Source organism: Amycolatopsis acidicola, assembly GCF_007713735.2.
Classification (GTDB): domain Bacteria; phylum Actinomycetota; class Actinomycetes; order Mycobacteriales; family Pseudonocardiaceae; genus Amycolatopsis_E; species Amycolatopsis_E acidicola.
In genome coordinates, this window is sequence record NZ_VMNW02000083.1 from 1 (window position 1) to 24,640 (window position 24,640).

Sequence of the window (24,640 nt, forward strand, 5' to 3'; positions counted from 1 at the left end):
GGTGGGGAGGGCCGCCAGGCCCTCCCCACCAGCCCCGCAAACCGGCTAGAGGAGTGCGCCCAGCGGCAGGATGATCGCGATCGCCACCACCGAGATCACGGTCTCCATCACCGACCAGCTCCGCACGGTCTGCCCGACCGACATCCCGAAGTACTCCTTCACCAGCCAGAAACCCGCGTCGTTGACGTGCGAGAAGAACAGTGAACCGGCGCCGATCGCGAGCACCAGCAGGGCGGTGTGCGTCGGGTCGAGCGTCGCCGCGAGCGGCGAGACGATCCCGGCCGCGGAAACCGTGGCCACGGTCGCGGAACCGGTCGCCAGCCGGATCGCGACCGCGACCAGCCAGCCCAGCAGCAACGCGGGGATCGACGCGCCCTGCGCCAGCTGAGTGATCACGTCGCCGACCCCGGCGTCGACCAGCACCTGCTTGAACCCGCCGCCGGCGGCGACGATCAGGATGATCCCGGCGATCGGCCCGAGTGAGTCGTTCACGGTGGTGGCGATGCGGTCACGGGTGAACCCGGCGGCCCTGCCGAGGGTGAACATGCCGACCAGCACGGTGATCAGCAGCGCGGACAGCGGGTCGCCGAGGAAGTCCAGCACCCGGCGGACCTCGTTTTCCTTGCCTGCCACGATGTCCGCGATCGCCTTGGCGAGCATCAGCACCACGGGCAGCAGCACAGTGGTCAGGGTGGCGGCGAAACTCGGCCGCGGCGCGTCGCTTTCCTTGTCACTGGCGGGAATCAGCCGTTCCGGCGCCTTGAGGTTCGGCATCCAGCGCGCGGCGAGCATGCCGAACAGCGGGCCCGCGATGATCACCGTCGGGATCGCCACCAGAAGGCCGAACGCCAGCACGATGCCGACGTTCGCGTTCAGCGTGCCCGCCGCGGCGAGCGGGCCGGGGTGCGGCGGGATCAGCCCGTGCAGCACGGAAAGCCCGGCCAGCGCGGGAATCCCGATCAAGAGCAGTGGCTGCCCGGTGCGCTTGACCACGAGCAGCACGATCGGCACCAGCAGCACCAGCCCGATCTCGAAGAACATCGGCAGCCCGATCAGCGCGGCCACCAGTGCCATCGCCCACGGCAGCATCCGTTTGCTGGAACGGGAAACGATGGTGTCGACGATCTGTTCCGCCCCACCGGAATCCGCGAGCAGCTTGCCGATCATCGCGCCGAGCGCGATCAGCACGCCGGTGGACGCCACGGTGGAGCCGACCCCGCTGGAGAAACTCTTCAGCAGCTTGTCCACCGGCATGCCGGCGACCAGGCCCAGCACCGCGGAACCGAGGATGAGCGCGAGGAACGCGTGCAGTTTGAACTTGCTGATCAGCACGACGATCACGGCGATCGCGATCAGCGTCGCGGCGATCAACCGGGTGTCGTGCCCGGTCCACGCGGCGGCGGCCAGGATCATCACTTCGGCTCCTTTGCCAGTGCGGTGAGTGCGGCCTCGACGATGTCGCCGGGGCTCTGGGTGATGTCGGCGACCAGGCCGTGCTCACCCGGTTCCAGTGGTTGCAGGTCGGCGAGCTGGGAGTCCAGCAGTGACGGCGGCATGAAGTGCCCGGTCCGGCTCTTCATCCGCTCGGCGAGTACGTCGCGCGGGCCGTCCAGGTGCAGGAACCACACGTCGCCACCGGTCCGCAGGACGTCCCGGTACCTCCGTTTGAGCGCGGAGGAGGAGACCACGCCGCCGCCGGCCTCGTGCGCGCCGATCCAGGCCGCGATCGCTCGCAGCCACGGTGCGCGGTCGGCGTCGTCCAACGGGTGGCCGGAGGCCATCTTCTCGATGTTCGCCTTGGGGTGGAACGAGTCCGCCTCGGCGTAGGGCACGCCGAGCCGGTCCGCCAGCGCGCCGCCGACCGTGGTCTTGCCCGACCCGGCCACGCCCATCACCACGATGACGGTCATCTCGTCCTCCGACCTCGTCGTCCTCCGGGGAAGCAGTTCACCTCAAAAGTAGTACTTAATCAAGTCACAAGTACTACTTAATCGAAACAGAGGTATAGCTTCGTCTTGTGGCTGACGGGATGCACGCGAAGATGCTCGACGAACTGGGGACTGCCATCGCGTGTGGACGGATCACGCCCGGCACCGTACTGCGGCTCGAGGAGCTGCAAGAGACTTTCGGCGCATCCCGCACCGTCGCCCGCGAAGTGGTGCGCGCGCTCGAAGTGATGCGACTGACGAGCAGCAAGCGTCGCGTCGGGATCACCGTGCGGGACTCGCGCGACTGGAACCACTACGACCCGCAGCTGATCCGCTGGCAGCTCGACGGCGACCACCGGGAGGCGGCGCTGCGGATGCTGATGGAACTGCGCTGGGCCGTCGAACCCAGCGCCGCCCGCTTCGCCGCACTGCGCGCGACGCCGGAACAGCGCGGCGAGCTGCGGGCGCTGGCGACCAGACTGCGCGCCACGGCAAGGGAAAAGGACCTGGCGACCTTCCTCGACCACGACATCGCCTTCCACCACCTCGTGCTCGGCGCGTCCGGCAACCCGATGTTCTGTCAGCTCTCCGAGGTCGTCGCCGAGGTGCTGACCGGTCGTACCGAACACGGGCTGATGCCGCCCGAGCCGCAGCCGGAAGCGGTCGCACTGCACATCGCCGTCGCCGCCGCGATCGATGCTGGTGACGCCGAGGAAGCCGAGCGCGCGATGCGGGACATCATGGTCCAGGCGCGCGACGAGGTCGCCGAGCAGTTCGAGTAATCTCGCGCGGAGGGATCGTCGGACTACGGGGGCCACGGGGTGACTGCGGGGCGAGCGATCGGACTGCTGCTGGGGGCGGCCGCAGACGGAGTGATCGGAACACCGAAGCCCTTCGACCGGAAGAACGCCGCGCTCGCGGGCGGGCTGTTCGCCGGCGGTGTCGTGGTGGAGCGCGTGAGCAGGCGCAGCCCGGTCGCGCAGGCGCTCGGCACGGCCGTCGCCACCTGGGCCGTGCTCCGCGGCGCGCGCCTGGCGGAGGACGGCACGGCGCTGGCGCGGGACCTGGAAGAGGGCGAACTCGAAGACGCCCGCTCGACGCTGGCCGGGCTGGACTCGCGTTGTACCGAGGACCTGGGCGTGATCGGCCTGTCGCGCGCGGCGGTGGAGACGGTTGCGGAGCACACGTCGGGAACGGTGGTCGGCCCGATGTTCTGGGGTGCCGTCGCGGGGATGCCGGGCCTGATCGGCTCCCGCGTGCTGGCCGCGTACCCGTCCAAACTGGGTGAGTTGGTCAACCTGGTGCCGACCCGCCTGGCGTCCGCGCTGACCGTTGCCGGCGCGCCCGTGGTCGGCGGCTCGGCCTCCGGCGCGTGGCGCGCGTGGCGTCGGGACACGGTCGCCCACCCGAGCCCCAATGCCGGTCGCATCGAGGCCGCTTTCGCCGGGGCGCTGGAAATCCGGCTCGGCGGCCGCACGGTGTACCCCACGGGCGTCGAAGAACGCCCCGTCCTCGGCGACGGCCGCAACCCGGACGCCGGCCACGTCACCCGCGCCGTCGAACTGTCCCGAGTGGTCGGCTGGCTGACGGCTGTCAGTTCGGCTGTGCTGGCCCTGCTGTTGACGGGGTTTCGCCGGTCTCGTGGATCGGCGGCCTGACGGGGCGCGGTATCTGGTTGGGCTTCGCCCTAGCCTCGGCCGCCGTCAGCTCCGCTGCGCGGGCTCCCCGGCCGACCGCTCCGCCTCGCTCCCGGTCTCAGCTGAAGCTTCAGCCTCGATGGCCTCATCCTCCGCGAGGATCTGTGCCACGGACTTGCGTTTCCGGGCCCGCTTCTCCTTCGCGCGGTCGCCCATCTCAGCCAGCACGCCGCCCGGCTTCAGTTCGCGGATGGTGAAGTACAGCAGCCCCGCGATGGCCATCACGCCGAACGCGATCCACTGCAGCGCGTACGAGAAGAACGGCCCCGAATCGAGCTGTGGCAGCGGCAGCGCGTTCAGCCCGCCCGGCTGGTCCTGGTCGAGCTGGAAGTAGCCCGGCCGGATGTCCAGACCACTGGACTTGGCCACCACCCGCGAGTCCACGTCGTAGGCCTGCAGCTTCCCGCCGGTGGAGGCGTCGGCGAAGGCGTCCCGGTTCTTCGGGTCCGTCTCGTCCTGCCGGATCCGCGCCACGACCGTGACCGTGCCCGTGGGCGGCGCCGCGTACGGGGGCACCGCGCCGTGGTCGGCCGGCTTCTCGTAACCGCGGTCGATCAGCACCACCTGGCCGTCGGTGGTGCGCATCGGGGTCAGCACCTCGAACGCGGGCTCGCCCTGGACGGTCCGCAGCCGGGCGACCACCTCGTGCTCCGGCAGGTACGTGCCGGTCACCGTGACGCGGGTCCACTCCGTCTTCGAGTCGGGCGCGACCCCGGGCGCGAGCACGCTGTCCAGCGGCCGCGGGTCGGCCGTCATCGAGGCCTGGAGGGCGCTGTTCTGCGCTTCACGTTCGGAGTTCCGGCTGAACTGCCACGGCGAGAGCAGGTAAAAACAGGCGAAAGCGAAAACCAGCACACCGGCAACAAGGGCCAGCCAGCTGGGCCGGAGCAAGAACTTCCACCGCACGCATCCACGGTAGCCCCGCCGGTTCAGGCGAGCGTCGCCCGGGCCGCGCTCAACGCCTGCTTCACATAGCCGCCACCGAACACGGCGGCGTGCATGAGCAGCGGGAACAGCTGGTGCAGCGGGGTGCGGTCACGCCAGCCGCCGGCCAGCGGCGCGCCCTCGTCGGCGGCGCTTTCGGCGTAGGCGCCGAGGATCGTGTCCAGCAGTGACGTGCCGAACAGCTGCAACATCGCCAGGTCGCCCTCTCGGTGCCCGCCGTGCGCGGCCGGGTCGATCAGCCACACGCGCTCGCCCGTCCAGTGCACGTTCCCGCTCCACAGGTCCCCGTGCAGCCGGGCCGGCGGCTCGGCCGGGCCCGCGACTCCGGGCAGCTCCTCGCCCAGCCGCTCGAACAAGGCGATCTCGTCGCGTGACAACAGCTGCTGGTCGGCGCACATCCGGACATACGGCAGGATCCGGCGTTCCGCGTAGAACTCCGGCCACTCCGGGTACGTGTCGTTGCGCATCGGCGCGACGCCCATCCACGCGTCGGCCGGGCCGCCCGGCGGCGGGCTGCCGAATGCGGGCGCGCCCCGCAGGTGCAGCTTCGCCAGGCTGCGGCCGAACTCCTCGGCGGCACCGGCCGTGGGCGGCCCCGCCGGGACGTACTGCATGACCAGCCACTCGTCGTCGTGGCCGAGGACGCGCGGCACCGGGATGTCCCCGGACTCGCCGAGCCAGCGCAGGCCCGCAGCCTCGGCCGCGGTGGCTCCGTCGCCCACTCCATGTTTCGCGACGACGCATTCGCCGTCGTCGAGCGTGACGAGGAAGATCGAACCGCCGCCCTGCCGCACCCCAGTGACCGGCCCGCCGTGCAGTTTCTCAACCGCTTCGCGCGCGTTCATGCGTGCAGTGTGCCCAGTTACGCTCGCACCCACTCGAGCAACCCCGGCATCGCGCGCTCGATCATCGCGAGCACGTCCTCGAAGCCGTCGTCGCCGCCGTAGTACGGGTCCGGCACTTCGGCGCCCGCCGGAGCGGACGGGTCGAACTCACGCAGCAGTCGCACCCGGTCCGGATCGTCGATCTTCCGCCGCAGGCTGCGCAGGTGCCCGCTGTCCGCGGCCAGCAGCAGGTCGGCCGAGAGGTGCTCGTCATCGACCTGCGCGGCGGTGTGCGGCCCGTCGTACCCGTGCGCGCGCAGGGTCTCCCTGGCGCGCGGGTCCGCGGATTCGCCGACGTGCCAAGGGCCGGTGCCCGCGCTGGTGACCCGCACCCGGTCGGCTAGGCCCGCGCGGCGGAGGTGCTCGCGGAACACCAGCGCGGCCATCGGCGACCGGCAGATGTTGCCGGAACAGACGAAGCAGATGTGCATCACGTGGCCAGTCTGCCCGATGCGAAGATTCCGGTATGCCCGCGCTAGCCGAGATCATCGCTGCTCTGGAGACCGCGTACCCGCCGGAACTGGCGGAGAGCTGGGACGCCGTGGGACTGGTCTGCGGCGACCCGGACGAACCGGTCGGCCGCGTGCTGTTCTGCGTCGACCCGGTGGCCGCCACGATCGACGAGGCCATCGACGTCGGCGCGCAGCTGATCGTCGCGCACCACCCGTTGCTGCTGCGTGGGGTGCACGGCGTCCCGGCCGACAGCACGAAGGGCCGCCTCGTGCACCGGCTCATCCGTGCCGGTGCCGCGCTCTACTGCGCGCACACCAACGCCGACTCGGCCGCCCCCGGCGTGTCCGACGCGCTGGCCGAAGCGATCGGCCTTCGCGTCACCGGGCCGCTCAACCCCGGTCCGGACGGACGCACGGGTATCGGCCGGATCGGCGAACTGCCCGCCGCGGAGCCCTTCTCCGCCTTCGTCCAACGGGTCGCCGACGCGTTGCCGGCCACCGAGCCCGGCGTGTTCGGCGCCGGTGACCCGGACCGTCCGATTAGGACTGTCGCGGTCTCCGGCGGTGCTGGTGACAGCTACCTCGGCGTCGCCACCGAGGCCGGGGTCGACGCCTACGTGACCGCCGACCTGCGCCACCACCCCGCCGGCGAGCACCTCGAGTCGGGCGGGCCCGCGCTCGTCGGGGTCACGCACTGGGCCAGCGAATGGCCGTGGTGCGAGCAGGCCTCGGGGGTTCTCCGGGCGAGCTTTGCGGGTAACGTCGACACTCACGTGTCCACCCTGCGCACCGACCCGTGGACCATCCGAACATCGAGGGAGCACACCCAGTGAAGGCAGAACCCGCCGTCCAGCGCCAGCTGCTCGACCTCGCGAAGGTGGACGCCGAGCTGAACCGGGTCGAGCACCGCCGCCGGACGCTGCCCGAACTGGCCGAGATAGCCGAAGCCGAGCGCACCCTCCGCGAGAAGCGGGATTCGCTCGTCACCAGCCAGACCGCGGTCTCCGACCTGGACAGGGAGATCGCCCGCCAGGAGAAGGAGATCGAGTCGGTGCGCGCCCGCGAGGAGCGCGACCGCAAGATCCTGGAGTCCGGCTCCGTCTCGGCCAAGCAGATGAACGACGTCCAGCACGAGCTGGAAACCCTCGCCCGGCGCCAGTCCGCGCTGGAGGACGACCTGCTCGAGCTGATGGAGCGCCGCGAGGCGCTGGAGCTGGACGGGCAGCGCACCGGCGCGGAGGTCGACAAGGCCGAGCAGCAGCTCGCCGACGCGCAGCGCCGCCGTGACGAGAACGTCGCCGACCTCGATACAACGCAGGCGCGGCGCGACGAGGACAGGGCCAAGCTGCTGCCGCGCTTCCCGGAGAACCTGCTCGCCCTGTACGAGCGCGTCCGCGCGCACAAGGGCATCGGCGCCGCGCTGCTGCGGGCCCGCCGCTGCGGCGCGTGCCAGCTGGAGCTGGATCGCAACACGATGAACGAGATCAAGGCCGCCGCCGAGGACGAGGTCGTCCAGTGCGACAACTGCGGCGCGATCCTGGTGCGCACGCTGGAGTCCGGCCTGTGAAGGTGATCGTCGAGGCCGACGGCGGTTCGCGTGGCAACCCCGGCCCTGCCGGATACGGCGCGGTGGTCAAGGACGAGTCCGGCGCGGTGCTGGTCGAGCGGGCCGAAGGGCTCGGCGTCGTCACGAACAACGTCGCCGAGTACTCGGGTCTGATCGCCGGGCTCACCGCCGCCGCCGAGGTCGGAGCGTCCACAGTGGACGTCCGGATGGACTCGAAACTGGTCGTGGAACAGATGTCCGGCCGGTGGAAGATCAAGCACGCCGCGTTGCAGCCGCTGGCGGAGCAGGCGCGTGAACTGGCGGCCCGGTTCGAGCGCGTGAACTACGAGTGGATCCCGCGGGCGGAGAACGCGCACGCGGACAGGCTGGCCAACGAAGCGATGGACGCGCAGGCCGGCAAGCCGGTTCAGCGGCCGGAGCCTCCGGCGAGTTCACCGGCACGGTGGACGGGCGCCAAGGGCAAGCCGACGCGGATGTTGCTGCTGCGCCACGGCCAGACGGAGATGTCCGTCGACAGGCGGTATTCCGGACGCGGCGACGTGCCGTTGACCGAGCTCGGCCGGGAACAGGCCGCGGCCGCCGCGAAGCGCATCGCGGGCATGGACCTCGAAGCGGCGCCCGTCATCTCTTCCCCGCTGATGCGCGCGAAGCAGACGGGACAGGCTGTCGCGGACGCCATCGGCAGCCGCGTCGAGACGCACCAAGGCTTGCTGGAGACGGACTTCGGCGAGTGGGAGGGCCTCACGTTCCGCGAGGCGGCGGAGCGTGACCCGGAGCTGCACTCGAAGTGGCTCGGCGATGCGTCGGTGGCGGCCCCGGGCGGGGAAAGCTTCGACGCGGTGTACGGCCGCGTGCGGAAAGCCTGCGACGAGCTGATCGAGCAGCACGCGGGGGAGACGATCGTCGTGGTCAGCCACGTCACCCCGATCAAAACCCTGCTGCGGATCGGCCTCGACGCGGGCCCGTCCCTGCTCTTCCGGCTGCACCTGGACCTGGCATCGCTGTCGATCGTCGAGTTCTACCCTGACGGCAACGCCTCGGTCCGGCTCGTCAACGACACCAGCTACCTGGCCTGAAGAGCCAGCCACAACGCGACGACCGACGCGCCCAGCGTCGTCGGCACCGTGAGCAGGCCGAGGCGGACGAAGTCGCGCCACTTCGGCTTGAGCCCGGCGCTGCCCAGCACCCGCCGCCACAACAGGGTCGCCAGCGAGCCGAGGTAGGTGGCGTTCGGGCCGAGGTTCACGCCGAGCAGCACGGCCAGCAGAATCCCGGGATCCGGGTGCGCGCCGAGTACGGACAACAACAGCAGTGTCGCGGGCAGGTTGTTCAGCAGGTTCGCCAGCACGGCCGCGATGAGGGCGGTCAGCAGCAACTGCGGCAGGCCGGGTGTGTCGGGGAGCAGCGCGCGCAACGGGTCGCCGAGCAGATGCCGGGAAACGGCTTCCACCACGATCGCCAGTCCCAGCACGAACAGGCACAGCAGAGGGTTGGCCTCCTCGACGAGCGTCCACACCCGCACGCGCCGTGCGGAAAGCGCTCGTGACGCGAGTACGGCCGCCGCCAGCGCAGCCACCCACACCGGCTCCACGCCGAACAGCGGCGCCACCCCGAACCCGGCCAGTGTCACCGCGAGCACCACGAGCGCGAACACCGGAGTGGGCGGGACATCCCCGTCGGGCTCCGCGGTGCCTTTCAGGTCGGTTGCGAAGAACTTGAGGAACACGGCCAGTTCGATGAGCACCGAAACCAGCCACGGCAGGGCCATCAGACCGGTGAACTGGAGGAAACCCAAGCCGGACACGGAAAACGCGAGCAGGTTCGTCAGGTTCGAGACCGGCAGCAGCGTCGAGGCCGAGTTCGACAGGTGCGCGCACGCGTAGACGTGCGGCCTCGCCCGGACGCGCAAGCGGTTGGCCGTCGCGAGGACCACGGGCGTCAGCAACACGACCGTCGCGTCGAGACTGAGCACGGCCGTGGTGCCCGCGGCGGCCGCGAAGGTGAGTACGAGCAGCCGTCGCGTGCTGCCGCGCGCGGCCCGCGCTAACCGCGCGCCGAGCCAGGAGAACACCCCGTCGTTGTCGGCGAGGTGCGCCAGCAGGAGGATCGCCGCGAGGAAGCCCAGTGTGGGCAGGATCTGCAGGGTCTGGCTTTTGGCGTCGTCGAGGGGAACCCAGCCCAGCAGCAACACAATCCCGGCCGCGGGGAGGGCGAGCGTCGCCTCCGGGAGCCCGCGCGGCCTGGCCACCGCGAACACGAGCACGGCGGCCAGCAGCAGCAAACTCCCCACGGCCGCGCCCACGGCTCAAACGTTAGTCGTGGGCGCGGCGCGGTGCTCAGGTGTACCAGGTCGGGGTCGGGTACTCGCCCAGCAAGGCGTACGCGCCGACCTCGCGGCGTTTGTACGGCAGCGGGTCGTGCAGCGAGTGGGTCCTCAGGTTGCGCCAAAAGCGGTCCAAACCGTACTTCGACGCGCTCGCCCGCGCGCCGGTCAGCTCGAAGATCCGGGTGCCGATCTCCAGCCCGGTGTCCACAGTGCGCTGTTTGGCCGCGGCGATCAGCACGGCCACTTCACCGCGCGCCTCGGGCGTCAGCTCCTCGCGCGGCGCGTGCAGCACCCGCGAGATCGCTTCGCCCGCCTTGTCCACCAACGCTTCCACCGCCCACAGCTTCGCCTGCAGATCGCCGTAGCCGTCGAGGATGTACCACTCCTCGGCGGCGTTCTGCTTGTCGTCGCCACCGTAAGGCCACGCCCGCGTGCGGTCCTGCGTGTAGGCCAACGCCGTTTCGAGCGCCCCCTGCGCGATGCCGAGGTAGAAGTTCGTGAAGACCAGCTGGATCGCCGGGACGTTCAACGTGTTGTAGACGAGCGGGTGGAACTTCCGGTCCGCATAACCGGCGGCGTCGGTCCACGGCACGCGCACGTTCTCGATCGTCACGCTGCCGGATTCGGTGAGCCGCTGCCCGATGTTGTCCCAGTCGTCGTGGAAGATGATCCCCGGCTGCTTCGACGGGACGATCGCGAAGATGTGGTCCTCGGTGCCTTCGAGTACGCCCTCCAGCACGGTGAGGTCGGAAACCTTGCTGCCGGTGGAGAACGACTTGTGCCCGTTGTAGACGATCTCGTCGCCGTCCTCGGTGATCGTCAGGTCCGAATCACGCGGATTCACCGCGCCACCGAAGAAGAAGTTGTTGCGCGTGTAGAGCTCTTCGACGGCGGCCACCTGCGCGTCGGTCGCCACCAGCCGCGCGGCCCACGCCCACAGGTAGTGGTAGCCCAGCAGCTGCCCGATCGACCCGTCGGCCTTCGCGATCTCCCTGGTCACGCGGTAAGCGGTTTCCCAGGTCTGCCCGCCACCGCCGTGCTCGGCGGGGCCGAGGAGAGTGACGAGGCCGTTGTCCTTGAGCAGCTGCACTTCCTGGTACGGGGTCTGGCCTTCGCGGTCGCGTTCCACGGCGTCGACGGCGAGTTTGGCGGCGACCTCGCGGGCGCGTTCGATCCAGCCGGTCATGCGTTGCTCCCTATGGGCTCGGGCGTCGCGGCGCTGCGATCGATGTCCTTTTCCAGTTCGCGGATGATCGGCAGCACATGCTGGCCGAAGTACTCGATCTCCTCTTTGAAGTGCAGGAAACCGAGCAGCAGCAGGTTCGCGCCCCGCCGCTTGTATTCGATCGCGCGCTCGGCGATCTGTTCCGGGGTGCCGATGAGCTGTGTGCGGAAACCGTCGTTGTACTGCACGAGGTCGGCGAACTCCGAATCCGCCCACATGCCCTTCTTGTCGGAAGTGGAGCTACCGGCCTGCTGTACAGCGGAACGGAAGCCCTCCACCGCTTCCTTGTTGGCCTTGGCCACGATTTCGCGCAGCACGTCCCGCGCCTCGGCTTCGCTTTCCCGCGCGATCACGAAACCGTTCAGTCCGAATCGGACGGCGTGGGTGTTCGCGGCCGCGTAGCCGCGCACATCGGCGACCTGTTCGCTGAACCCGTCGAAATCCTTGCCGTTGCTGAAGTACCAGTCCGAGACCCGGCCCGCCAGCTTGCGCGCGGCGGTCGAGTTGCCGCCCTGGAAGACTTCCGGGTGCGGGCGGCCTTCGCTCGCCAGCGGTTTGGGTTTGATGTCGAAATCGTGGATCCGGTAGAAGTCACCGGCGAACTCGGCGTTGTCGTTCGTCCACAGTTCCTTGAGTACGCGGATGAACTCCTCGGAACGGCGGTAACGCTCGTCGTGCTCCAGCCACGGCTCGCCGAGCCCGGTGAACTCGTCCTTGAACCAGCCGCTGACGACGTTCACCGCGGCACGCCCGCCGGAGAGGACGTCCGCGCTCGCGATGAATTTCGCCAGCACGCCCGGATGCCACAGCCCGGGATGGATCGCGGCGATCACCTTGAGCCGTTGTGTCGCCAGCAAGAGCGCGAGACTGAACCCCGTCGACTCGTGCTGGTACGCGGCGCCGTAACTGGCCGTGTAGCGCACCTGGGTCAGCGCGTACTCGAAGCCGTTGTTCTCGGCGAGCACGGCGAGATCGCGGTTGTATTCGTAGCCCCAGTCGGTGCGTTGTTCGATGTCACTGGTGACGAGCCCGCCACTGACATTCGGCACCCAGTAGGCGAATTTCAATGGTTCGTGTAAAGCGGATTCGGCTGGATGGCTCATGGCCGAAAGGGTCGGGCAAGGTCAGGGGAGGGGCAACGGCGTCCACGCGATGAGACACGGTTACCCTGGGTGGGCGGACGAGTCGGCCGGGCGGCCGCGAGGGTTCACGCTCTCGAGGAAAGTCCGGACTCCACAGGGCAGGGTGGTTGCTAACGGCAACCCGGGGTGACCCGCGGGACAGTGCCACAGAAAACAGACCGCCCCGGCCGCGAGGCCGGGGTAAGGGTGAAACGGTGGTGTAAGAGACCACCAGCATCCCGGGTGACCGGGGTGGCTGGGTAAACCCCACCCGGAGCAAGGCCAAGAGGGCGCCGTGAGGTGCCTGCGCAGGCGTTCGAGGGTTGCCCGCCCGAGCCTGCGGGTAGGCCGCTCGAGCCTGTCGGCAACGGCAGGCCTAGATGGATGGCCGCCGCCGCGGTTTCGTGCCGCGGTACAGGATCCGGCTTACAGGCCGGCTCGTCCGCCTCCACGAGGCCGGTGCTTTCGTGGCAGAGTACGTGGCTGTGGAGATCGAAGAAGCCCGCACGCTCGCGTACCGCTGCCACCGGGTCCTCGACCCGCTGCACTCGTCGATCTACTTCGCCCCCGAGGCCGAGGAGCGGTATACGGCCGCAGGCCTGCGGCCGGGGCGGATGGGATATTTCGCCAGCCGGTCGGCCCCGATGGGCGCGGTCGGCGCCGCCACCGTCGCGGCGACGTTCTACAACTTCAACCCCGCGCTGGTCGCCAAGCACATCCCGCGCGCGTGGACGCTGGTCTCGCCCGAGCAGCTGGTGTCCGTCCGCTTCGAGGTGGTCGACGGGGCGTTCCGCCGTCTGCTCGGTGACGCGGTGTCTTCGCCCGAGGTGGCCGAGGCGGCGGAGCTGGCGCGCGAAGCCACCGGCGCCTGCACCCCCGACGGCCGCCCGCTCTACGCCGCGCACGCCGAGATCGAGTGGCCCACCGAGCCGCACCTCGCGCTATGGTTCGCGATCACCCTGCTGCGCGAGCACCGCGGCGACGGGCACATCGCCGCGCTCGTCGCCAACGGCGTGAGCGGACTGAGCGCGCTGATCACCCACACCGCGACGGGCAAGGGCTTCGTGCCCGCGGCCGCCAAGGCCACCCGCGGCTGGAGCGAGGAGGAGTGGAAGGCCGAGAACGACATGCTGCACGCCGCGGGCGTACTCGACGAGACCGGCGCGCTGACCGAGCAGGGCACGCAACTGCGAGCGCGTGTCGAGGACCAGACGAACGCCGCCGCGGTCGCCCCGTGGCTCCGCCTCGGCCCCGAGAAGGCGGCCCGGCTGCACGACCTCGGCCGCGACCTCAGCCGCGCGGCCGTCGCCGCCGGCGCCTTTCCCGCGGGGGTGTTCGCGGCGCCGCGCGCTTGAAGGGCCGGGGGCGGTCCGCCCCCGGAACGTTCGCCATCCGCGCCCCTGAGCGCCGCTGTGCAGGGACTCGCGGAAGCCAGGGTCGCGCCACCAAGCGCGCGCACCCCGGCCCGGCCGCCGGTCGAGGGGCCACGCCACTCTCCGCTGCCATCTCCAGCATCCGAGGGAACCCTCTTGCGCGGCGGGCCGCGTTGTGCCGCGTGACACGTTCCGTGAGCGTGGCGGGGAGTCGTTCATGCGCCCTGTGACCGAATCGGCACCTTGACCTGATCGACTTCGCGGCCCGGGTGGTCACGCGCGGGTAGCCGGACCGCCTCCGATCGGGTCATGCCACACTTAGCGCGCCGGTACCGAGCAGCCGAACCACCAACCCAGAGTGAGCAGATTGCTCTGCCGCGGGGGCGTTGGTGCTCGAACTACGAAATACGGGTGGACGGGGTTAATCCTGAGCGGCGTTCCAACGATGATGGAGAGCGACGAGTTCAGGGAGAGTGGCCATACTGTGCCTGGTGTGAATGCATTACTTTCGACGGAGAGCACTTTGACCGTCACCGGTAGTGACGCCATGATGAGCTAGCAACCAGGACCGGACAAGCTCCAGCCCCGTGGGCCCGCCCGGCGAGACCCACCCGACCACACTCCTCGCACCCGGGAGTACGCGATGACCATGATGACGCTTGTGCAGCATGTGGCACAGGGCGAGATCAAGACCCGAGGCGTCCAGCAGTGGATGCTCGACAACATCATCCCGCTGGTACTGCTGGCCGTCGCGATGCTGCTGCTCTGGCTCGGCGGCGGTAAGGGCGACAACGCGGGCGTGATGCGCCGGCTGGCCGGTGTCGTGATCGCGCTCGCGATCATCGGCCTCGCCGTGTCCGGACTCGGTGTGAACGTCGGCGAATGGATCGCCGGCTTGTTCACCGGCTGACGGCGCGGGAGAACGCGCGTGCGGATTCGAACCGATGACGAGGTCTACCGGGTCGACGCCGTCTGGCTCGGCCCGCCCAAGGCCACCTTTCCCTGGCGGGCGAGGTACGTGGCCTGGGGCGTGGGCATCGCCGTCTTCCTCGTGGTGCTCACCGTCGAGCGCCAGCTGGGCGTCGGGTTCGGCTTCTTCTCCACAGCGTGGGCTTTCGTCGCGACGATCTTGATCACCCGCCTGATCACGCGCAAGATCAGTCACGAACGCCCGCTCGGCGCGGTGTTCACGATGTGGTTGCGCGAGTTGCACGCCCCGCGGGAGCGCCCGAGGGGCGAGGGCGGGGCCGTAACAGCGACGAAGCTGCGGGTGCGCACCGAACGGCCGCGCCCGAAGAACAAACGCCCTGGTACGTCACGAGCACGCCGTGGCCGCGCAGCGGCACCGGCGAGGAGGTAACTCTTGTTCGGTAGCCGGAAGAACTCCAACCGCGGCGCGCGCGGGGCCACCGAGCAGTGGCAATCGCGCCAGGGCCGTGGCGCGCCGGCGAAGCCGAAACAGGGCAACCGCCGGTTGCCGGGCGAGCAGGCCATCCCGACCTACACCCCGTCGATCGCCGCACGCAGCATCGACGGGCATCTGCTGCGCACCGGGCACGAGGTCTACGCCTGGTACCGGCTCGCGCCGCAGCGCTGGTCGTTCCGCTCGGACTCCCAGCGCCGGGACCTCATCGCCGCGATCGCCGGGCAGTACGCCGAGCTGCAGGGCCGCTGGCTGCACCTGCGCGTCACCACCAGGCCCTACCCGATCCGGATGTGGGCCGAGGCGCACGTGCACAACGCCGTGGGCCGCCCGCCGGACACGCCGGGGGCGCTGTCCTTCGACGACTACCTGATCGGTGAGCAGCAGCAGCTCATGGGCCGCTCGATGGCCGAAAAAGAGGTCTACATCGGCGTCCAGGTGCAGACGCGCCGCATGGTGGACAGGGCCGTGGAAAGCGCGGCCCCGTTGTTGCGCCGCATCCTGCCCGAGGCCGTGGACGCCGAGCTGACCGCGCTGGACTCCGAGGTCGAGCACCTCGACCAGGTCATCGGCTCGTCCGGGCTGGAGGGCCGCCCGGTGCACGCCGAGGAGATGTCCTGGCTCATGCACCGGTCCTGTTCGCTGGGCCTGCCCGCCCCGCGCAACATGCCCGCCGTCCCCGGTGACACGTGGGAGCCGGAGGACCTCGCGAGCTTCACCGACGCGGCCGATTTCCACGCGGACCCGTACGCGCCCACGCTGACGGTCCGCGGCCGCACGGGCTCCAACGCGGGCGTGAAGCGGCATCTCGCGGTGCTCACCGTCGGCCAGATGCACGGGCTCAACATCCCCGAGGTGGACGACCCGTGGGTGCAGCACGCCGACCGGCTGCCGGCCTCGGTCGAATGGTCCGCGCGGATCTACGTGCGCCGTCCCGAAGAGGTCGCCGGCGAGCTGCAGCGCCAGATGAACAAGGTGCGTTCGCAGGTCAAGCACTACACCGACGAGCACGAGCTGGAGCCGCCGCAGTCGCTGGCGCGACAGGCGTCCAGGGTGCTCGAGATCGACGACGAGATGACGTCGGGGTTCACCGCGCTGGCCACCCGCGTGCGTTCGTGGTGGCGGCTGGCGGTTTCCGGCCCCACGGAGCGTGACGCGCTGCGGCTGGCGCAGCAGCTGCTGGACCTGTACAAGCCGAAGGTCGCGATCGAGCACCCCGAGGCCCAGTACGCGATGGCCAGGGAGTTCATCCCCGGCGAGCAGCTGGCCTCGTCGGCCTACATGCGGCGCGGTTCGGTCGTGTGGGCCGCGGCGGCGGTGCCGACGGCCACGGCCGAGGTCGGCGACCGGCGCGGCATCCTGCTCGGCGAAACCGTCACCGCCACCCGGCGGCCGGTGGCCTGGGACCCGTGGATGGCGCAGGAGATCCGCGACGGCTCGGGGCTGACGGCGATGGTCGCCGGGCTGGGTGGCGGGAAGTCGTTCCTCGGCGGCGGCATCGTCTACAAGACGCTGCGGGCCGGGGCGCACTGGACGCTGCTCGACCCGTCGGGCCCGTTGTCCCGATTGTGTGATCTTCCGGAGATCCGGCCGTACGCGCGGCCGATCAACCTGCTGAACGCGCAGCCGGGAATCCTGAACCCGTACCGGGTGGTGGCCGAGCCGCTGCTCGAGCACTTCATGGACGAGGAGAACCCGGAGCGCGCCTGGCGGCGTGAGCGCGCGTTGGCCGGAGCGACCCGGCGCCGTCTCGTGCTCGACGTGCTGACCGGGATCCTGCCGTACGAGGTCGCGCGGATGCCACAGAGCCGGATCGTGTTGCTGCGCGCGGTCCGCGCCGTCGGTGGCCGGTACGACGCGGACCCTGGCCAGGTGATCGACGCGCTGCGCCGGGATTCGAGCGAGCACCACGAGCACGCGGTCGTGGTCGCGGACTTCCTCGACGAGATGCGTGAGCGGATGTCGCTGCTCATCCCGGAGAACGACGCGGACCCGTACTCGGAGACCCGGGACGACAGGCTGACGGTGCTCACGATGGCCGGGCTGACCCTGCCCAAGGACGGCGTCGGCCGCGAGCACTGGACCGACGCCGAGGCGCTCGGTGTGGAGATGCTGAACCTGGCGGCGTGGCTGACCCAGCGTTCGGTCTACGAAAAGCCGAAGGACCTGCGCAAGGGGGTCTGGATCGACGAGGCGTTCTTCCTGTCGGAGGTGCCGACCGGGCGGGTGCTGATGAACCGGTTCGCGCGTGACTCGCGGAAGTGGAACGTCCGGGTGCTGCTGTCCTCGCAGATTCCGGCGGACTTCCTGAAGATCCAGGGTTTCGTCGCGCTGCTGGACTCGGTGTTCGTCGGCCGCCTCGACGACGACGAAGCACAGGCGGATGCGCTGCGCCTGTTGAAGGTGCCGGTCGGCGTCGGGTACGAGCAGGTCGTCGCCGCGCTCGGCCGCCGCCCCGGCGCGCATCGCGACGCGGAGCGTGACAGGGAGCCGCGCCAGTTCATCTTCGGTGACGGTGCCGGCGGTGTGGAGCGGATCCGGGCCGACTTCTCCGGGCCGCACCTGGAACACCTGCGCGCGGCCATGGACACCACGCCGGGCTCGAAGGACGCATTGCCCGCGGACAACCGCGCGGCGCGTGACGCCCAACCGGAGGAGCCGGAGCACGTGCCCGTCCCGCCCCCGCCAGACGACGACCTCGAGGACGACCTCGAACTGGCCGCCGAGCGGGAGGTGGGCCTCACCGAGGAGCAGTTGCTCGCCGACGAAGTCCCCGGCGGCCGCGAAAACGGCGACGGCGAGCACGCCACCGCCGGCAAACGAGGCGGCGGCACCGGCCGGGACGCCGCATGACACTCGTGACTCTGCTGTCCGTGCTGGCCTGCGCCGGGGGGTGGCACGCGTTCAAGGGGTTCCTCCGCCGCGGGGGATTCCGGGGAAAAAGACCAGGCCGCTGGGCGACTGTCACGATGGTCGCCCTCGTGCTCGGCCTCCAGGCCGTAGCCACGGCGCCCGCAGCTTCGGCGGCGGCGTGTGGTGAAGCGCCGAACCCGGAGCGCCCGGGTGCCGGCATGGTCGGCGCGCTCGACCCGGCCGAAGGACAAGGCGAAGCGGGAAGCGCCTACATCGACTACGGCTATGCGGGCATGGTCTGGGAAACGTTCCAGACGGACTGCGGGCCGCTGTCGGGTATCCAGAGCCCCAACTCCACGATCGACACGTGGGCCGGCAACGAGCTCTTCAACGTCGGCAAGAACATCGTCGGCGCCACGAACTCGCTCCACTACACCGTGATGGAAGGCGGCCTGCTGACGCCCATCTACGGTGCGGTCAAGGCGGGCGCGGAAAAGGTCTACAACAACATCTACGCGCAGCTTTTCGGTCTGGCGGCACTGATCCTCGCCGTCATGATGTTCCGCAACATCTGGCGCGGAGACCTTGCCGCGGTGGGCAAACGCGGGCTGTACGCGCTCGCCGCGGTGTGGCTGGCGGCGTCGTCGATGGCGATGCTGAGATACTTCGATCCGATAGACAACGCGATCGTCCAGACCACCACGAACATCCAAGCGGGGTTCGTGGACGACACGGGCGATCGCGCCATCCGGCACGTCTTGCCGACCGATCTGCACACGCAAGTGGTCTACAACAACTGGTTGCGGGGCGAGTTCGGGACGCCGGACGCGCCACAGGCGCAGCAGTTCGGGCGCCCGTTGCTGGATGCGCAGGCCTTCACGTGGGGCCAGCTGCGCAACGGCGATGACGGCAACCAAGCCGTGGTCGACGGGAAGAAGAACGCCTACAAGAGCATTTCCACCCAGCTCGGGCCGGCCACGGGATATTTCACGGGTGAGGACGGTTCCCGCACCGGTGCGGGGTTCCTCGCTCTGCTGCAAAGTCTCGTCTACGCGCTCTTCCAGCTCCTCGCCAAGGCTTCGGTGTTGCTGGCGCAGGTCCTGATCCGGCTCTTCGCGCTCACCGCGCCGTTGATCGGGCTGGTCGCGTTGGTGCACCACGACATCCTGCGCCGCGTGGCGAAGGTGCTCGGCGGCGTCGCGTTCAACCTGCTCGTCCTCGCGGTGCTCGCGGGCGTGCACGCCCTGCTGCTGCAAGCGATCTTCGCCGCGGGCAACTCGTTGTCGATGCTCACGCAGATGGTCATGGCGGGGCTCGTCACCGTGCTGCTGTTCCTGGTCGGACGGCCGGTGCGGCGGCTGTGGCAGATGGTCGAGATGTCCGTCGGCATGGTCGGATCCTCGATCCCGGCGCCCAGCGGCGGCATCTTCTCCCGCTTCCGCCGCAAGCAGGGGCCGACGCCGCAGGACGAGTTCTGGCAGAACGTCCGCGACGAGGACGACAGCGATCTCGAGACCCGCGGCCCGATCGGCGCCACCGCCGGCGGTGGCCGGTTCCGGCCCGAGGCCACGATTTTCGCGAACTCGCAACGGCTCGACGACTCCGGTTCGATGTCCACGCGGCCGGCGGCGGCGTGGTCCGGTGCGCCGCCCGGCCGTCGCGGATCCTTGCCCGGCAACGGAAGGCGCGCCGCGCTGCCCGCCGGTGGAGCTCCCGGGGTGTACCCGAACTACGCGCCGGGAGGCGGCGGTTCGGACGACTACGTGTACTCCGCCCCGCCGGGCACGACGAGGCGAGCGGACAGCACGTGGGTGCCGCCGCAACCGCAGAGCCGCCGGGTGGACACCTCGCCGGTGTTCGACCGCGAATGGGAGCAGCAGGAATCCGTTGTGGTGCCGTCCAGGATGCGCCGAGCCGCGCCAGGGGTGGCCGCCACACCGGCCCCGGTGGCGCCGCCGCCGCGCCGCGCGGAGCGGGAGCTGGTGGGTGGCAAGCCGGTGCACGTGATTTTCCGGCCTTCGCGGGGGATAGAGGTGCGCGACGAACCGCGCGACATGGACCAGGTCGTGCGGTGAGGTGAAGTAGATGCCGATCAGGACCAACCGCGGCCGCGCCGCGGTCTACCGCCGCCTGTGGGGATTTCCCCTTCGTTCGCCACGGCACCTCGTCGCCACCGGTGTCGCGGTCGCGTTGCTGATCACCGCGATCGGGATCGCGGTGCCGCACCTGCTGGGGCCGAACCGGAGTTCCGGCCCGACGCCCGCCGGCCTGCCGCCGGAGAGTTCGACGGCGAAACCGGCAGGCGCGGGTTCCGTGCCCACGACGGCGATGTCGACGCGGCTCACCGCTCCGCTGGTGCAGCCGACGTCGGCGGCGCCGGACCCGGCCGCGCTCGACGTCGCCAAACTGTGGGCCACGGCGTGGGTGAACCACCCGGCCGGGATGACCAACGCGCAGTGGGTGGAAGGGCTCCGCCCTTACACCACCGAAGAGTTCCTCCCGCAGATGTCCACTGTGGACCCTTCGAACATTCCGGCGAGCCGGCTCACCGGTGATCCGGTGGCCACGAGTTCCTACACCAGTTCCGTCCAGGTCGTCGTCCCCACCGATGGACCCAAGCTCAGCATCACGGTGTCGAAGACCGGCGCCGGCTGGCGGGTGTCCAAGTACGACCAGGCGAGCTGAGATGCGGCTCGGGGTACTCGTCGGCGTCATCGTCGCCGCTCTTTTCGCCGCGGTGATGACGACGGGTGTGGTCGCGAAGGTGGTCACGGACCAGCAGGCGGCGCAGGCGCAGGTGGCGAACGTCAGCTGCGATGCCGCCGTCGGGCCGAGTTCGCCGGGGCAGCAGCAGACGGCGCAGGGGCAGGCCGCGAACCTGACCGACGACCAGCGCGGGATCGTCGCGCAGATCGTCGCGATCGGCAAGCAGCGTGGGCTTTCGCCGCGTGCCTGGCAGATCGCGATCCAGGCCGGGATGACCGAGTCGGGCCTGCGCAATCTCAGCGGCGGTGACCGGGACTCGCTCGGCATCTTCCAGATGCGGCCGAGTATAGGCTGGGGTTCGGAGACGCAGCTGCAGGACGTTTCCTACGAGATCAACAAGTTCTACGACGTGCTGTTGTCCGTGCCGAGCTGGGACCAGCAGCGGCCGGGGTCGTCGGCGCAGGACGTCGAGCGGTCGGCTTTCCCGGAGCGGTACCACAAATGGGAACCGATGGCCGCTTACCTGGTCGAGAACGTCGGTCAGGTCACCGACGCGGTCGGCTGCGGGCAGAGCGCCGGGCTGGCGCTGCCCGGTAACCAGGCGGCCTCCGCGGCGATCGCGTTCGCGTTGGGGGAGCAGGGAAAGCCGTATGTGTGGGGTGCGACGGGGCCGAATTCGTACGACTGCTCGGGCCTGATGCTGCGCGCCTACGGAGCGGCCGGGATCACCCTCGACCGGGTGTCCTCCGATCAGTATCACGACGGCGCGATGCTGCCGGTGCGTGACGCGCAGCCGGGTGACCTGCTGTTCTGGGCCACCGACCCCTCCAACCCCGAAACCATCCACCACGTTGCGATGTACCTTGGCAACGGAAAAATCGTGGAGGCCCAGCAAACGGGCGTGCCGGTGCACGTCCGGTCGGTGACGTTCGATGAGGACGAGCTCGTGCCGCAGGCCGTGCGGCCGGGTGTGTGACGCGCTAAGGATTGATTGTGGCCAAGAAATTCGGGAAGCGGGCCAAGACCGGGAATCCCCGGGACCTGTTCGGCGCGGCCCCGCCGCCGCCTCGTTCCGCCGCGCGCCCCGCGTCGAGCACGCCGCTGGCGGATTATCTGGACTCCGGTCTGCCCGGGGTGGACGACGGTTACGTGGTACTGCCGCGGTCGTTGGCCGAGTCGATGTCGTTGCCGTGGCAGCAGCAGATGGCCGCGCTGCTCTCGCAGTTCCACCAGACGCATCGCGGGCTGTCCTGGCCCGTCTATCGAGTGATCCCGTCGCGGCACGAAAACCTGGTCGACCTGGATGAGGAGCAGCTCGCGGAGGCGGGCTACCTGGTGGAGATCGATGCCGACGGTGACATGGTCTACCGCGAGCGAAGCGGGCGGCGCGTGGAGGATCCGGAGAACACGACCGTGCTGGTGTCGTGCCTGGACCCGATCCCGCCGCGCGGCGCCGCCCGGCCCGCGACCGCCGCGCCGGCCCCGGACCGCCCGCGCGCCGCGCCGATGAACATCCCGCCGGCCCCCGTGTGGCGCTCGACCCCGAAGGACCGAAGCGGCGAAGTGCCGCCGCTGCCCGAGACGCCGCGCAGGCCCGCACCCCCCTCGCCCCGGGAATCGGAGCAAACGTCCCTTGCTCCGGAGCCGCGCCAGCCCGCCCCGCCCGCGGAGCAAACGCCCCCTGCTCCCGGCCCGGCACAAACGTCTCCACCTGCGGGATCGGAGCAAACGTCCCTTGCTTCGGGCGCGGGGCAAACGCCTCCCACGCCTCGGGTGGAGCAGACGTCCCCTGCTCCGGAGTTGGAGCAAACGCACCTTGCTCGGGAGGTGGAGCAGACGTCCCCCGCTCCCGGGGTGGAGCAAACGCACCCTGCTCAGGAGGTGGAGCAGACGTCCTCCGCGCCGGAGTTGGAGCAAAGGCGCCTTCCTTGGGAACCGGAGCAAACGCACCCTGCTCCCGAACTGGAGCGAACGCACCCTGCTCCCGAGGCGCAGGCGGCCGAACCGCAGCAAACATCCCCTGCTCCCGCAGGGCAGGCGCAGGCTCCGGAGTTGGAGCGAACGTCCCCCGCTCCCGAGCCCCCGCATTCGCCGCCCGGGGCGGACGCGGACGCCGACACCCCACCGCGTGGCATCCCCATCTCCGAGCGCGGCTGGTTCGACAACTATCCGGACGAGGAGCAGACGAACTTCGGCCCGACCGGGGACCCGACGGAGTTGCCTTACCGGTACCGCCCCTGACAAACCGTCGGCGTCCGGCTGCTTCTCGCTGCGCTCCTCGCCATGGAACAAGCCGCGAACCTGTTGCTGGACAACCGATCGCGTTTCGTTCTGCCCCGAGGTGTGAGCCGCCGCGTGTCCTGTTCGAAGGGGCGGGGAACCCGCACCGCCCCCGCCGCCATGCTGACAACACCTCGCGAGGGTGCGAAGCTCGTGGCATGGGCAACGATCCGAATCCGGACCAGGGCTGGTACTACAACACGCGAACCGGCGAGGTGGAGCATCTCGAGCGCTCCCGCTCGATCGACCTCCTCGGGCCGTATCCCGACGAGGCCACGGCCCGCCGCGCGCTGGAGATCGCGAAGGAGCGCACGAAGAAGGCCGACGAGGACGACGCCAAGTGGGGCGGCAACTGAGCGCAGCGAAAAGGCCGGCTTCCCCGGGAAAACCCAGGGAAGCCGGCCTCGCGCGAAGACTCAGCAGTCTCGCAGTTCCGGGCTCTGGTTGCGCAGCTGCCCGGCGGGCGAGATGAACTCGCGGTAGGTGTCACTGTCCACAGCGGCCGGGCGGAACGCGCCGACGCGGTGGCAGTTCTGGAAGGCGAGCTTCATCCCGAAGTGCCGCTCCAGCCCGCCCCGGATCGCGTCGGAGGCGAGCGCGCGCAGCAGCTGTCCGCGCTCGGTCTCGCTCGGGGGCGGGGTCGCGTGGTCGGCGAAGTCGGTGCCCTCCAGATCGGCGGCCACCTGGCTGATCACCTGCCACGCGTAGGGGAGCGAGTTGCGCACGCAGGCGACGAACTCCTCATCGGTCACGGCGCCGGACTCGGCGCGCTCCAGCAGGGCGGCGGGTACGTCCAGGGACAACGGTTTCTCCTTCTCCTCGGGGTTTCTCAGGAACGGGTCAGCGCGGGCGGGCCGGGCACGAACCCGGGGTCGACCTGGGCGGCCAGCTCCTCCCCGGCCCACGAGCGGGCGTTGCGCAGGTGGAACTCCACGGCCTGGCGGTGGAACCGGTCCCAGTCCCGCGGCGTCGAGTCCACAGTGGACAGCATGGTGGCGAGCGCGTCGAGGTTGTGGGGCTCCAGCGAGATGATCGGCCGCGCCTGGCCGCGCTCGGCGGCGCGTACGTGCCCGGAGCCGGTGAGCCAGCACAGCAGGTTGTCGCCGAGCTCGTCGCGCAGGAACTCGACATCCTCGTCGTCGGTCACCTTGTTGCCGACCACGGCGAGCCGCACCCCGAAGTCGCGCGCGTAGTCCGCGTACTGCCGGTACACCCCGACGCTGCGCCGCGTCGGCTCGCAAACCAGGAACGTCACGTCGAAGCGGGTGAACAGGCCCGAAGCGAACGCGTCCGCGCCCGCGGTCATGTCGAGCACGACGTACTCGCCGACGTCGTCGACCAGGTGGTTCAGCAGCAGCTCGGCCGCGCCGACCTTCGAGTGGTAGCAGGCCACGCCGAGGTCGTCGTCAGTGAACCGCCCCGTCACGCCCAGTCGCACGCCGCCGATCTCGCGGAAGCACTCCGTGAAGATCGGGTTGTCCTCGAACGGCCGCACCAGCCGCGAACCCCGGCCCGGCGGCGTCGTCTTGATCATCGCGTCCGCGCTGCTGATCAACGGGTTGTCGCCGCGCAGGTAGTCCTTGATGGCAGGCAGGTTCTCGCCGAGGGTGGGAAGCGCTGCCGCCTCCTCCTCGCTCGCCCCCAGCGCGACAGCCAGGTGCTGGTTGATGTCCGCGTCCACGGCCAGCACCGGATGCCCGGAACCCGCGACGTAGGAGGCGAACAGCGAGGTCAGCGTCGTCTTTCCGCTGCCGCCCTTCCCCACGAAGGCGATCTTCACGGCGCACCACATCCTCTGCTCGAAGCGAAAACGATATCGATTTTCATTGTTGCCAGGCAAGATACACCCGAGTGGCCCTG

The 24,640-nt window shown here is 70.0% G+C and carries 24 protein-coding genes and 1 other RNA gene; 15 read left to right on the top strand and 10 right to left on the bottom strand.

What is annotated here, in order from left to right; translation table 11 throughout:
• Nucleotides 1-45 precede the first annotated feature (45 nt).
• Nucleotides 46-1,413 (bottom strand): GntT/GntP/DsdX family permease, encoded by a 1,368-nt coding sequence (locus tag FPZ12_RS36030; protein WP_166463020.1) that lies wholly within the window; start codon nt 1,411-1,413, stop codon nt 46-48.
• Complete coding sequence (locus FPZ12_RS36035) at nt 1,413-1,910, bottom strand: gluconokinase (protein WP_144759634.1); 498 nt, start codon at nt 1,908-1,910, stop codon at nt 1,413-1,415. Before FPZ12_RS36035 ends, FPZ12_RS36030 begins: the two co-directional genes overlap by 1 nt.
• 131 nt (nt 1,911-2,041) lie before the next feature.
• Here FPZ12_RS36035 and FPZ12_RS36040 point away from each other — a divergent pair, with 131 nt between their 5' ends.
• Together FPZ12_RS36040 and FPZ12_RS36045 are read left to right on the top strand one after the other, a co-directional pair.
• On the top strand, nt 2,042-2,710 hold the full coding sequence (locus FPZ12_RS36040) for a FadR/GntR family transcriptional regulator (protein WP_144759648.1): 669 nt from the start codon (nt 2,042-2,044) through the stop codon (nt 2,708-2,710).
• A gap of 39 nt (nt 2,711-2,749) precedes the next feature.
• Nucleotides 2,750-3,586, top strand: a complete 837-nt coding sequence (locus tag FPZ12_RS36045) for a cobalamin biosynthesis protein CobD/CbiB (protein ID WP_144759631.1) — start codon at nt 2,750-2,752, stop codon at nt 3,584-3,586.
• 45 nt (nt 3,587-3,631) lie between these two features.
• On the opposite strand, the gene FPZ12_RS36050 is transcribed toward FPZ12_RS36045, so the two are convergent.
• The 3 genes from FPZ12_RS36050 to FPZ12_RS36060 are packed head-to-tail and all read right to left on the bottom strand — an operon-like array spanning nt 3,632 to nt 5,888.
• Nucleotides 3,632-4,531, bottom strand: coding sequence for an SURF1 family cytochrome oxidase biogenesis protein (locus FPZ12_RS36050; RefSeq protein WP_144759628.1), 900 nt, complete (start codon nt 4,529-4,531; stop codon nt 3,632-3,634).
• Nucleotides 4,532-4,554: 23 nt separating this feature from the next.
• Nucleotides 4,555-5,415, bottom strand: coding sequence for a fructosamine kinase family protein (locus FPZ12_RS36055; protein WP_144759625.1), 861 nt, complete (start codon nt 5,413-5,415; stop codon nt 4,555-4,557).
• Between the two features lie 17 nt (nt 5,416-5,432).
• On the bottom strand, nt 5,433-5,888 hold the full coding sequence (locus FPZ12_RS36060; protein WP_166463018.1) for a low molecular weight protein-tyrosine-phosphatase: 456 nt from the start codon (nt 5,886-5,888) through the stop codon (nt 5,433-5,435).
• 32 nt (nt 5,889-5,920) lie between these two features.
• Between FPZ12_RS36060 and FPZ12_RS36065 the strand changes: the two genes are divergently transcribed.
• From FPZ12_RS36065 to FPZ12_RS36075, 3 genes are read left to right on the top strand one after another with little or no spacing between them, the layout of a single operon-like run.
• Complete coding sequence (locus FPZ12_RS36065; RefSeq protein WP_144759622.1) at nt 5,921-6,739, top strand: Nif3-like dinuclear metal center hexameric protein; 819 nt, start codon at nt 5,921-5,923, stop codon at nt 6,737-6,739.
• On the top strand, nt 6,736-7,473 hold the full coding sequence (locus FPZ12_RS36070; RefSeq protein ID WP_144759619.1) for a zinc ribbon domain-containing protein: 738 nt from the start codon (nt 6,736-6,738) through the stop codon (nt 7,471-7,473). Before FPZ12_RS36065 ends, FPZ12_RS36070 begins: the two co-directional genes overlap by 4 nt.
• 2 nt (nt 7,474-7,475) lie before the next feature.
• Nucleotides 7,476-8,549, top strand: coding sequence for a bifunctional RNase H/acid phosphatase (locus FPZ12_RS36075; protein WP_144759641.1), 1,074 nt, complete (start codon nt 7,476-7,478; stop codon nt 8,547-8,549).
• Here FPZ12_RS36075 and FPZ12_RS36080 read toward each other — a convergent pair.
• Genes FPZ12_RS36080 through sfnG form a run of 3 tightly spaced genes read right to left on the bottom strand, consistent with a single transcriptional unit; the run spans nt 8,537 to nt 12,127 of the window.
• Entirely contained in the window at nt 8,537-9,775 is a 1,239-nt protein-coding gene (locus FPZ12_RS36080) for an ArsB/NhaD family transporter (RefSeq protein WP_144759615.1), read from the bottom strand. The genes FPZ12_RS36075 and FPZ12_RS36080 overlap by 13 nt on opposite strands.
• A gap of 34 nt (nt 9,776-9,809) precedes the next feature.
• Complete coding sequence (locus FPZ12_RS36085) at nt 9,810-10,985, bottom strand: acyl-CoA dehydrogenase family protein (protein WP_144759612.1); 1,176 nt, start codon at nt 10,983-10,985, stop codon at nt 9,810-9,812.
• Nucleotides 10,982-12,127: a dimethylsulfone monooxygenase SfnG gene (gene sfnG, locus FPZ12_RS36090; protein ID WP_144759609.1), complete on the bottom strand. Its 1,146-nt coding sequence runs from the start codon at nt 12,125-12,127 to the stop codon at nt 10,982-10,984. The genes FPZ12_RS36085 and sfnG overlap by 4 nt, the downstream gene beginning before the upstream one ends.
• A 78-nt stretch (nt 12,128-12,205) precedes the next feature.
• Here sfnG and rnpB point away from each other — a divergent pair.
• From rnpB to FPZ12_RS36140, 10 genes are all read left to right on the top strand, one after another.
• Nucleotides 12,206-12,590, top strand: an RNA gene (gene rnpB, locus FPZ12_RS36095) — RNase P RNA component class A.
• Between the two features lie 46 nt (nt 12,591-12,636).
• The gene (locus FPZ12_RS36100) at nt 12,637-13,500 is read left to right on the top strand and encodes an SCO6745 family protein (protein ID WP_166463021.1); all 864 of its coding nucleotides are present in this window, start codon (nt 12,637-12,639) and stop codon (nt 13,498-13,500) included.
• 661 nt (nt 13,501-14,161) lie between these two features.
• Nucleotides 14,162-14,428: a hypothetical protein gene (locus tag FPZ12_RS36105; RefSeq protein WP_144761824.1), complete on the top strand. Its 267-nt coding sequence runs from the start codon at nt 14,162-14,164 to the stop codon at nt 14,426-14,428.
• Nucleotides 14,429-14,446: 18 nt separating this feature from the next.
• The gene (locus FPZ12_RS36110) at nt 14,447-14,878 is read left to right on the top strand and encodes a hypothetical protein (protein ID WP_144761821.1); all 432 of its coding nucleotides are present in this window, start codon (nt 14,447-14,449) and stop codon (nt 14,876-14,878) included.
• Between the two features lie 3 nt (nt 14,879-14,881).
• On the top strand, nt 14,882-17,794 hold the full coding sequence (locus FPZ12_RS36115) for an ATP-binding protein (protein ID WP_144761818.1): 2,913 nt from the start codon (nt 14,882-14,884) through the stop codon (nt 17,792-17,794).
• Entirely contained in the window at nt 17,791-19,869 is a 2,079-nt protein-coding gene (locus FPZ12_RS36120; RefSeq protein WP_144761816.1) for a magnesium transporter, read from the top strand. The genes FPZ12_RS36115 and FPZ12_RS36120 overlap by 4 nt, the downstream gene beginning before the upstream one ends.
• Before the next feature lie 10 nt (nt 19,870-19,879).
• Complete coding sequence (locus tag FPZ12_RS36125; protein WP_144761813.1) at nt 19,880-20,479, top strand: hypothetical protein; 600 nt, start codon at nt 19,880-19,882, stop codon at nt 20,477-20,479.
• 1 nt (nt 20,480) lies between these two features.
• On the top strand, nt 20,481-21,476 hold the full coding sequence (locus FPZ12_RS36130; RefSeq protein ID WP_144761810.1) for a C40 family peptidase: 996 nt from the start codon (nt 20,481-20,483) through the stop codon (nt 21,474-21,476).
• 17 nt (nt 21,477-21,493) lie between these two features.
• Nucleotides 21,494-22,741, top strand: a complete 1,248-nt coding sequence (locus FPZ12_RS36135; RefSeq protein WP_150980660.1) for a hypothetical protein — start codon at nt 21,494-21,496, stop codon at nt 22,739-22,741.
• Between the two features lie 197 nt (nt 22,742-22,938).
• A complete protein-coding gene (locus FPZ12_RS36140) occupies nt 22,939-23,136 on the top strand; it encodes a hypothetical protein (protein WP_144758085.1) in 198 nt (65 codons plus the stop codon).
• 60 nt (nt 23,137-23,196) lie between these two features.
• On the opposite strand, the gene FPZ12_RS36145 is transcribed toward FPZ12_RS36140, so the two are convergent.
• Both FPZ12_RS36145 and FPZ12_RS36150 read right to left on the bottom strand, forming a co-directional pair.
• Nucleotides 23,197-23,583: an SCO5389 family protein gene (locus FPZ12_RS36145; protein WP_144758086.1), complete on the bottom strand. Its 387-nt coding sequence runs from the start codon at nt 23,581-23,583 to the stop codon at nt 23,197-23,199.
• 26 nt (nt 23,584-23,609) lie between these two features.
• Nucleotides 23,610-24,560: an ATP-binding protein gene (locus tag FPZ12_RS36150; RefSeq protein ID WP_144758087.1), complete on the bottom strand. Its 951-nt coding sequence runs from the start codon at nt 24,558-24,560 to the stop codon at nt 23,610-23,612.
• Between the last annotated feature and the right edge of the window lie 80 nt (nt 24,561-24,640).

Bases quoted from the DNA above. Each gene is read 5' to 3' on its own strand.
- FPZ12_RS36030 (WP_166463020.1), bottom strand. From the start codon at position 1,413: ATGATCCTGGCCGCCGCCGCGTGGACCGGGCACGACACCCGGTTGATC.
- FPZ12_RS36035 (WP_144759634.1), bottom strand. From the start codon at position 1,910: ATGACCGTCATCGTGGTGATGGGCGTGGCCGGGTCGGGCAAGACCACG.
- FPZ12_RS36040 (WP_144759648.1), top strand. From the start codon at position 2,042: ATGCTCGACGAACTGGGGACTGCCATCGCGTGTGGACGGATCACGCCC.
- FPZ12_RS36055 (WP_144759625.1), bottom strand. From the start codon at position 5,415: ATGAACGCGCGCGAAGCGGTTGAGAAACTGCACGGCGGGCCGGTCACT.
- FPZ12_RS36065 (WP_144759622.1), top strand. From the start codon at position 5,921: ATGCCCGCGCTAGCCGAGATCATCGCTGCTCTGGAGACCGCGTACCCG.
- FPZ12_RS36085 (WP_144759612.1), bottom strand. From the start codon at position 10,985: ATGACCGGCTGGATCGAACGCGCCCGCGAGGTCGCCGCCAAACTCGCC.
- sfnG (WP_144759609.1), bottom strand. From the start codon at position 12,127: ATGAGCCATCCAGCCGAATCCGCTTTACACGAACCATTGAAATTCGCC.
- FPZ12_RS36105 (WP_144761824.1), top strand. From the start codon at position 14,162: ATGACCATGATGACGCTTGTGCAGCATGTGGCACAGGGCGAGATCAAG.
- FPZ12_RS36120 (WP_144761816.1), top strand. From the start codon at position 17,791: ATGACACTCGTGACTCTGCTGTCCGTGCTGGCCTGCGCCGGGGGGTGG.
- FPZ12_RS36125 (WP_144761813.1), top strand. From the start codon at position 19,880: ATGCCGATCAGGACCAACCGCGGCCGCGCCGCGGTCTACCGCCGCCTG.
- FPZ12_RS36130 (WP_144761810.1), top strand. From the start codon at position 20,481: ATGCGGCTCGGGGTACTCGTCGGCGTCATCGTCGCCGCTCTTTTCGCC.
- FPZ12_RS36140 (WP_144758085.1), top strand. From the start codon at position 22,939: ATGGGCAACGATCCGAATCCGGACCAGGGCTGGTACTACAACACGCGA.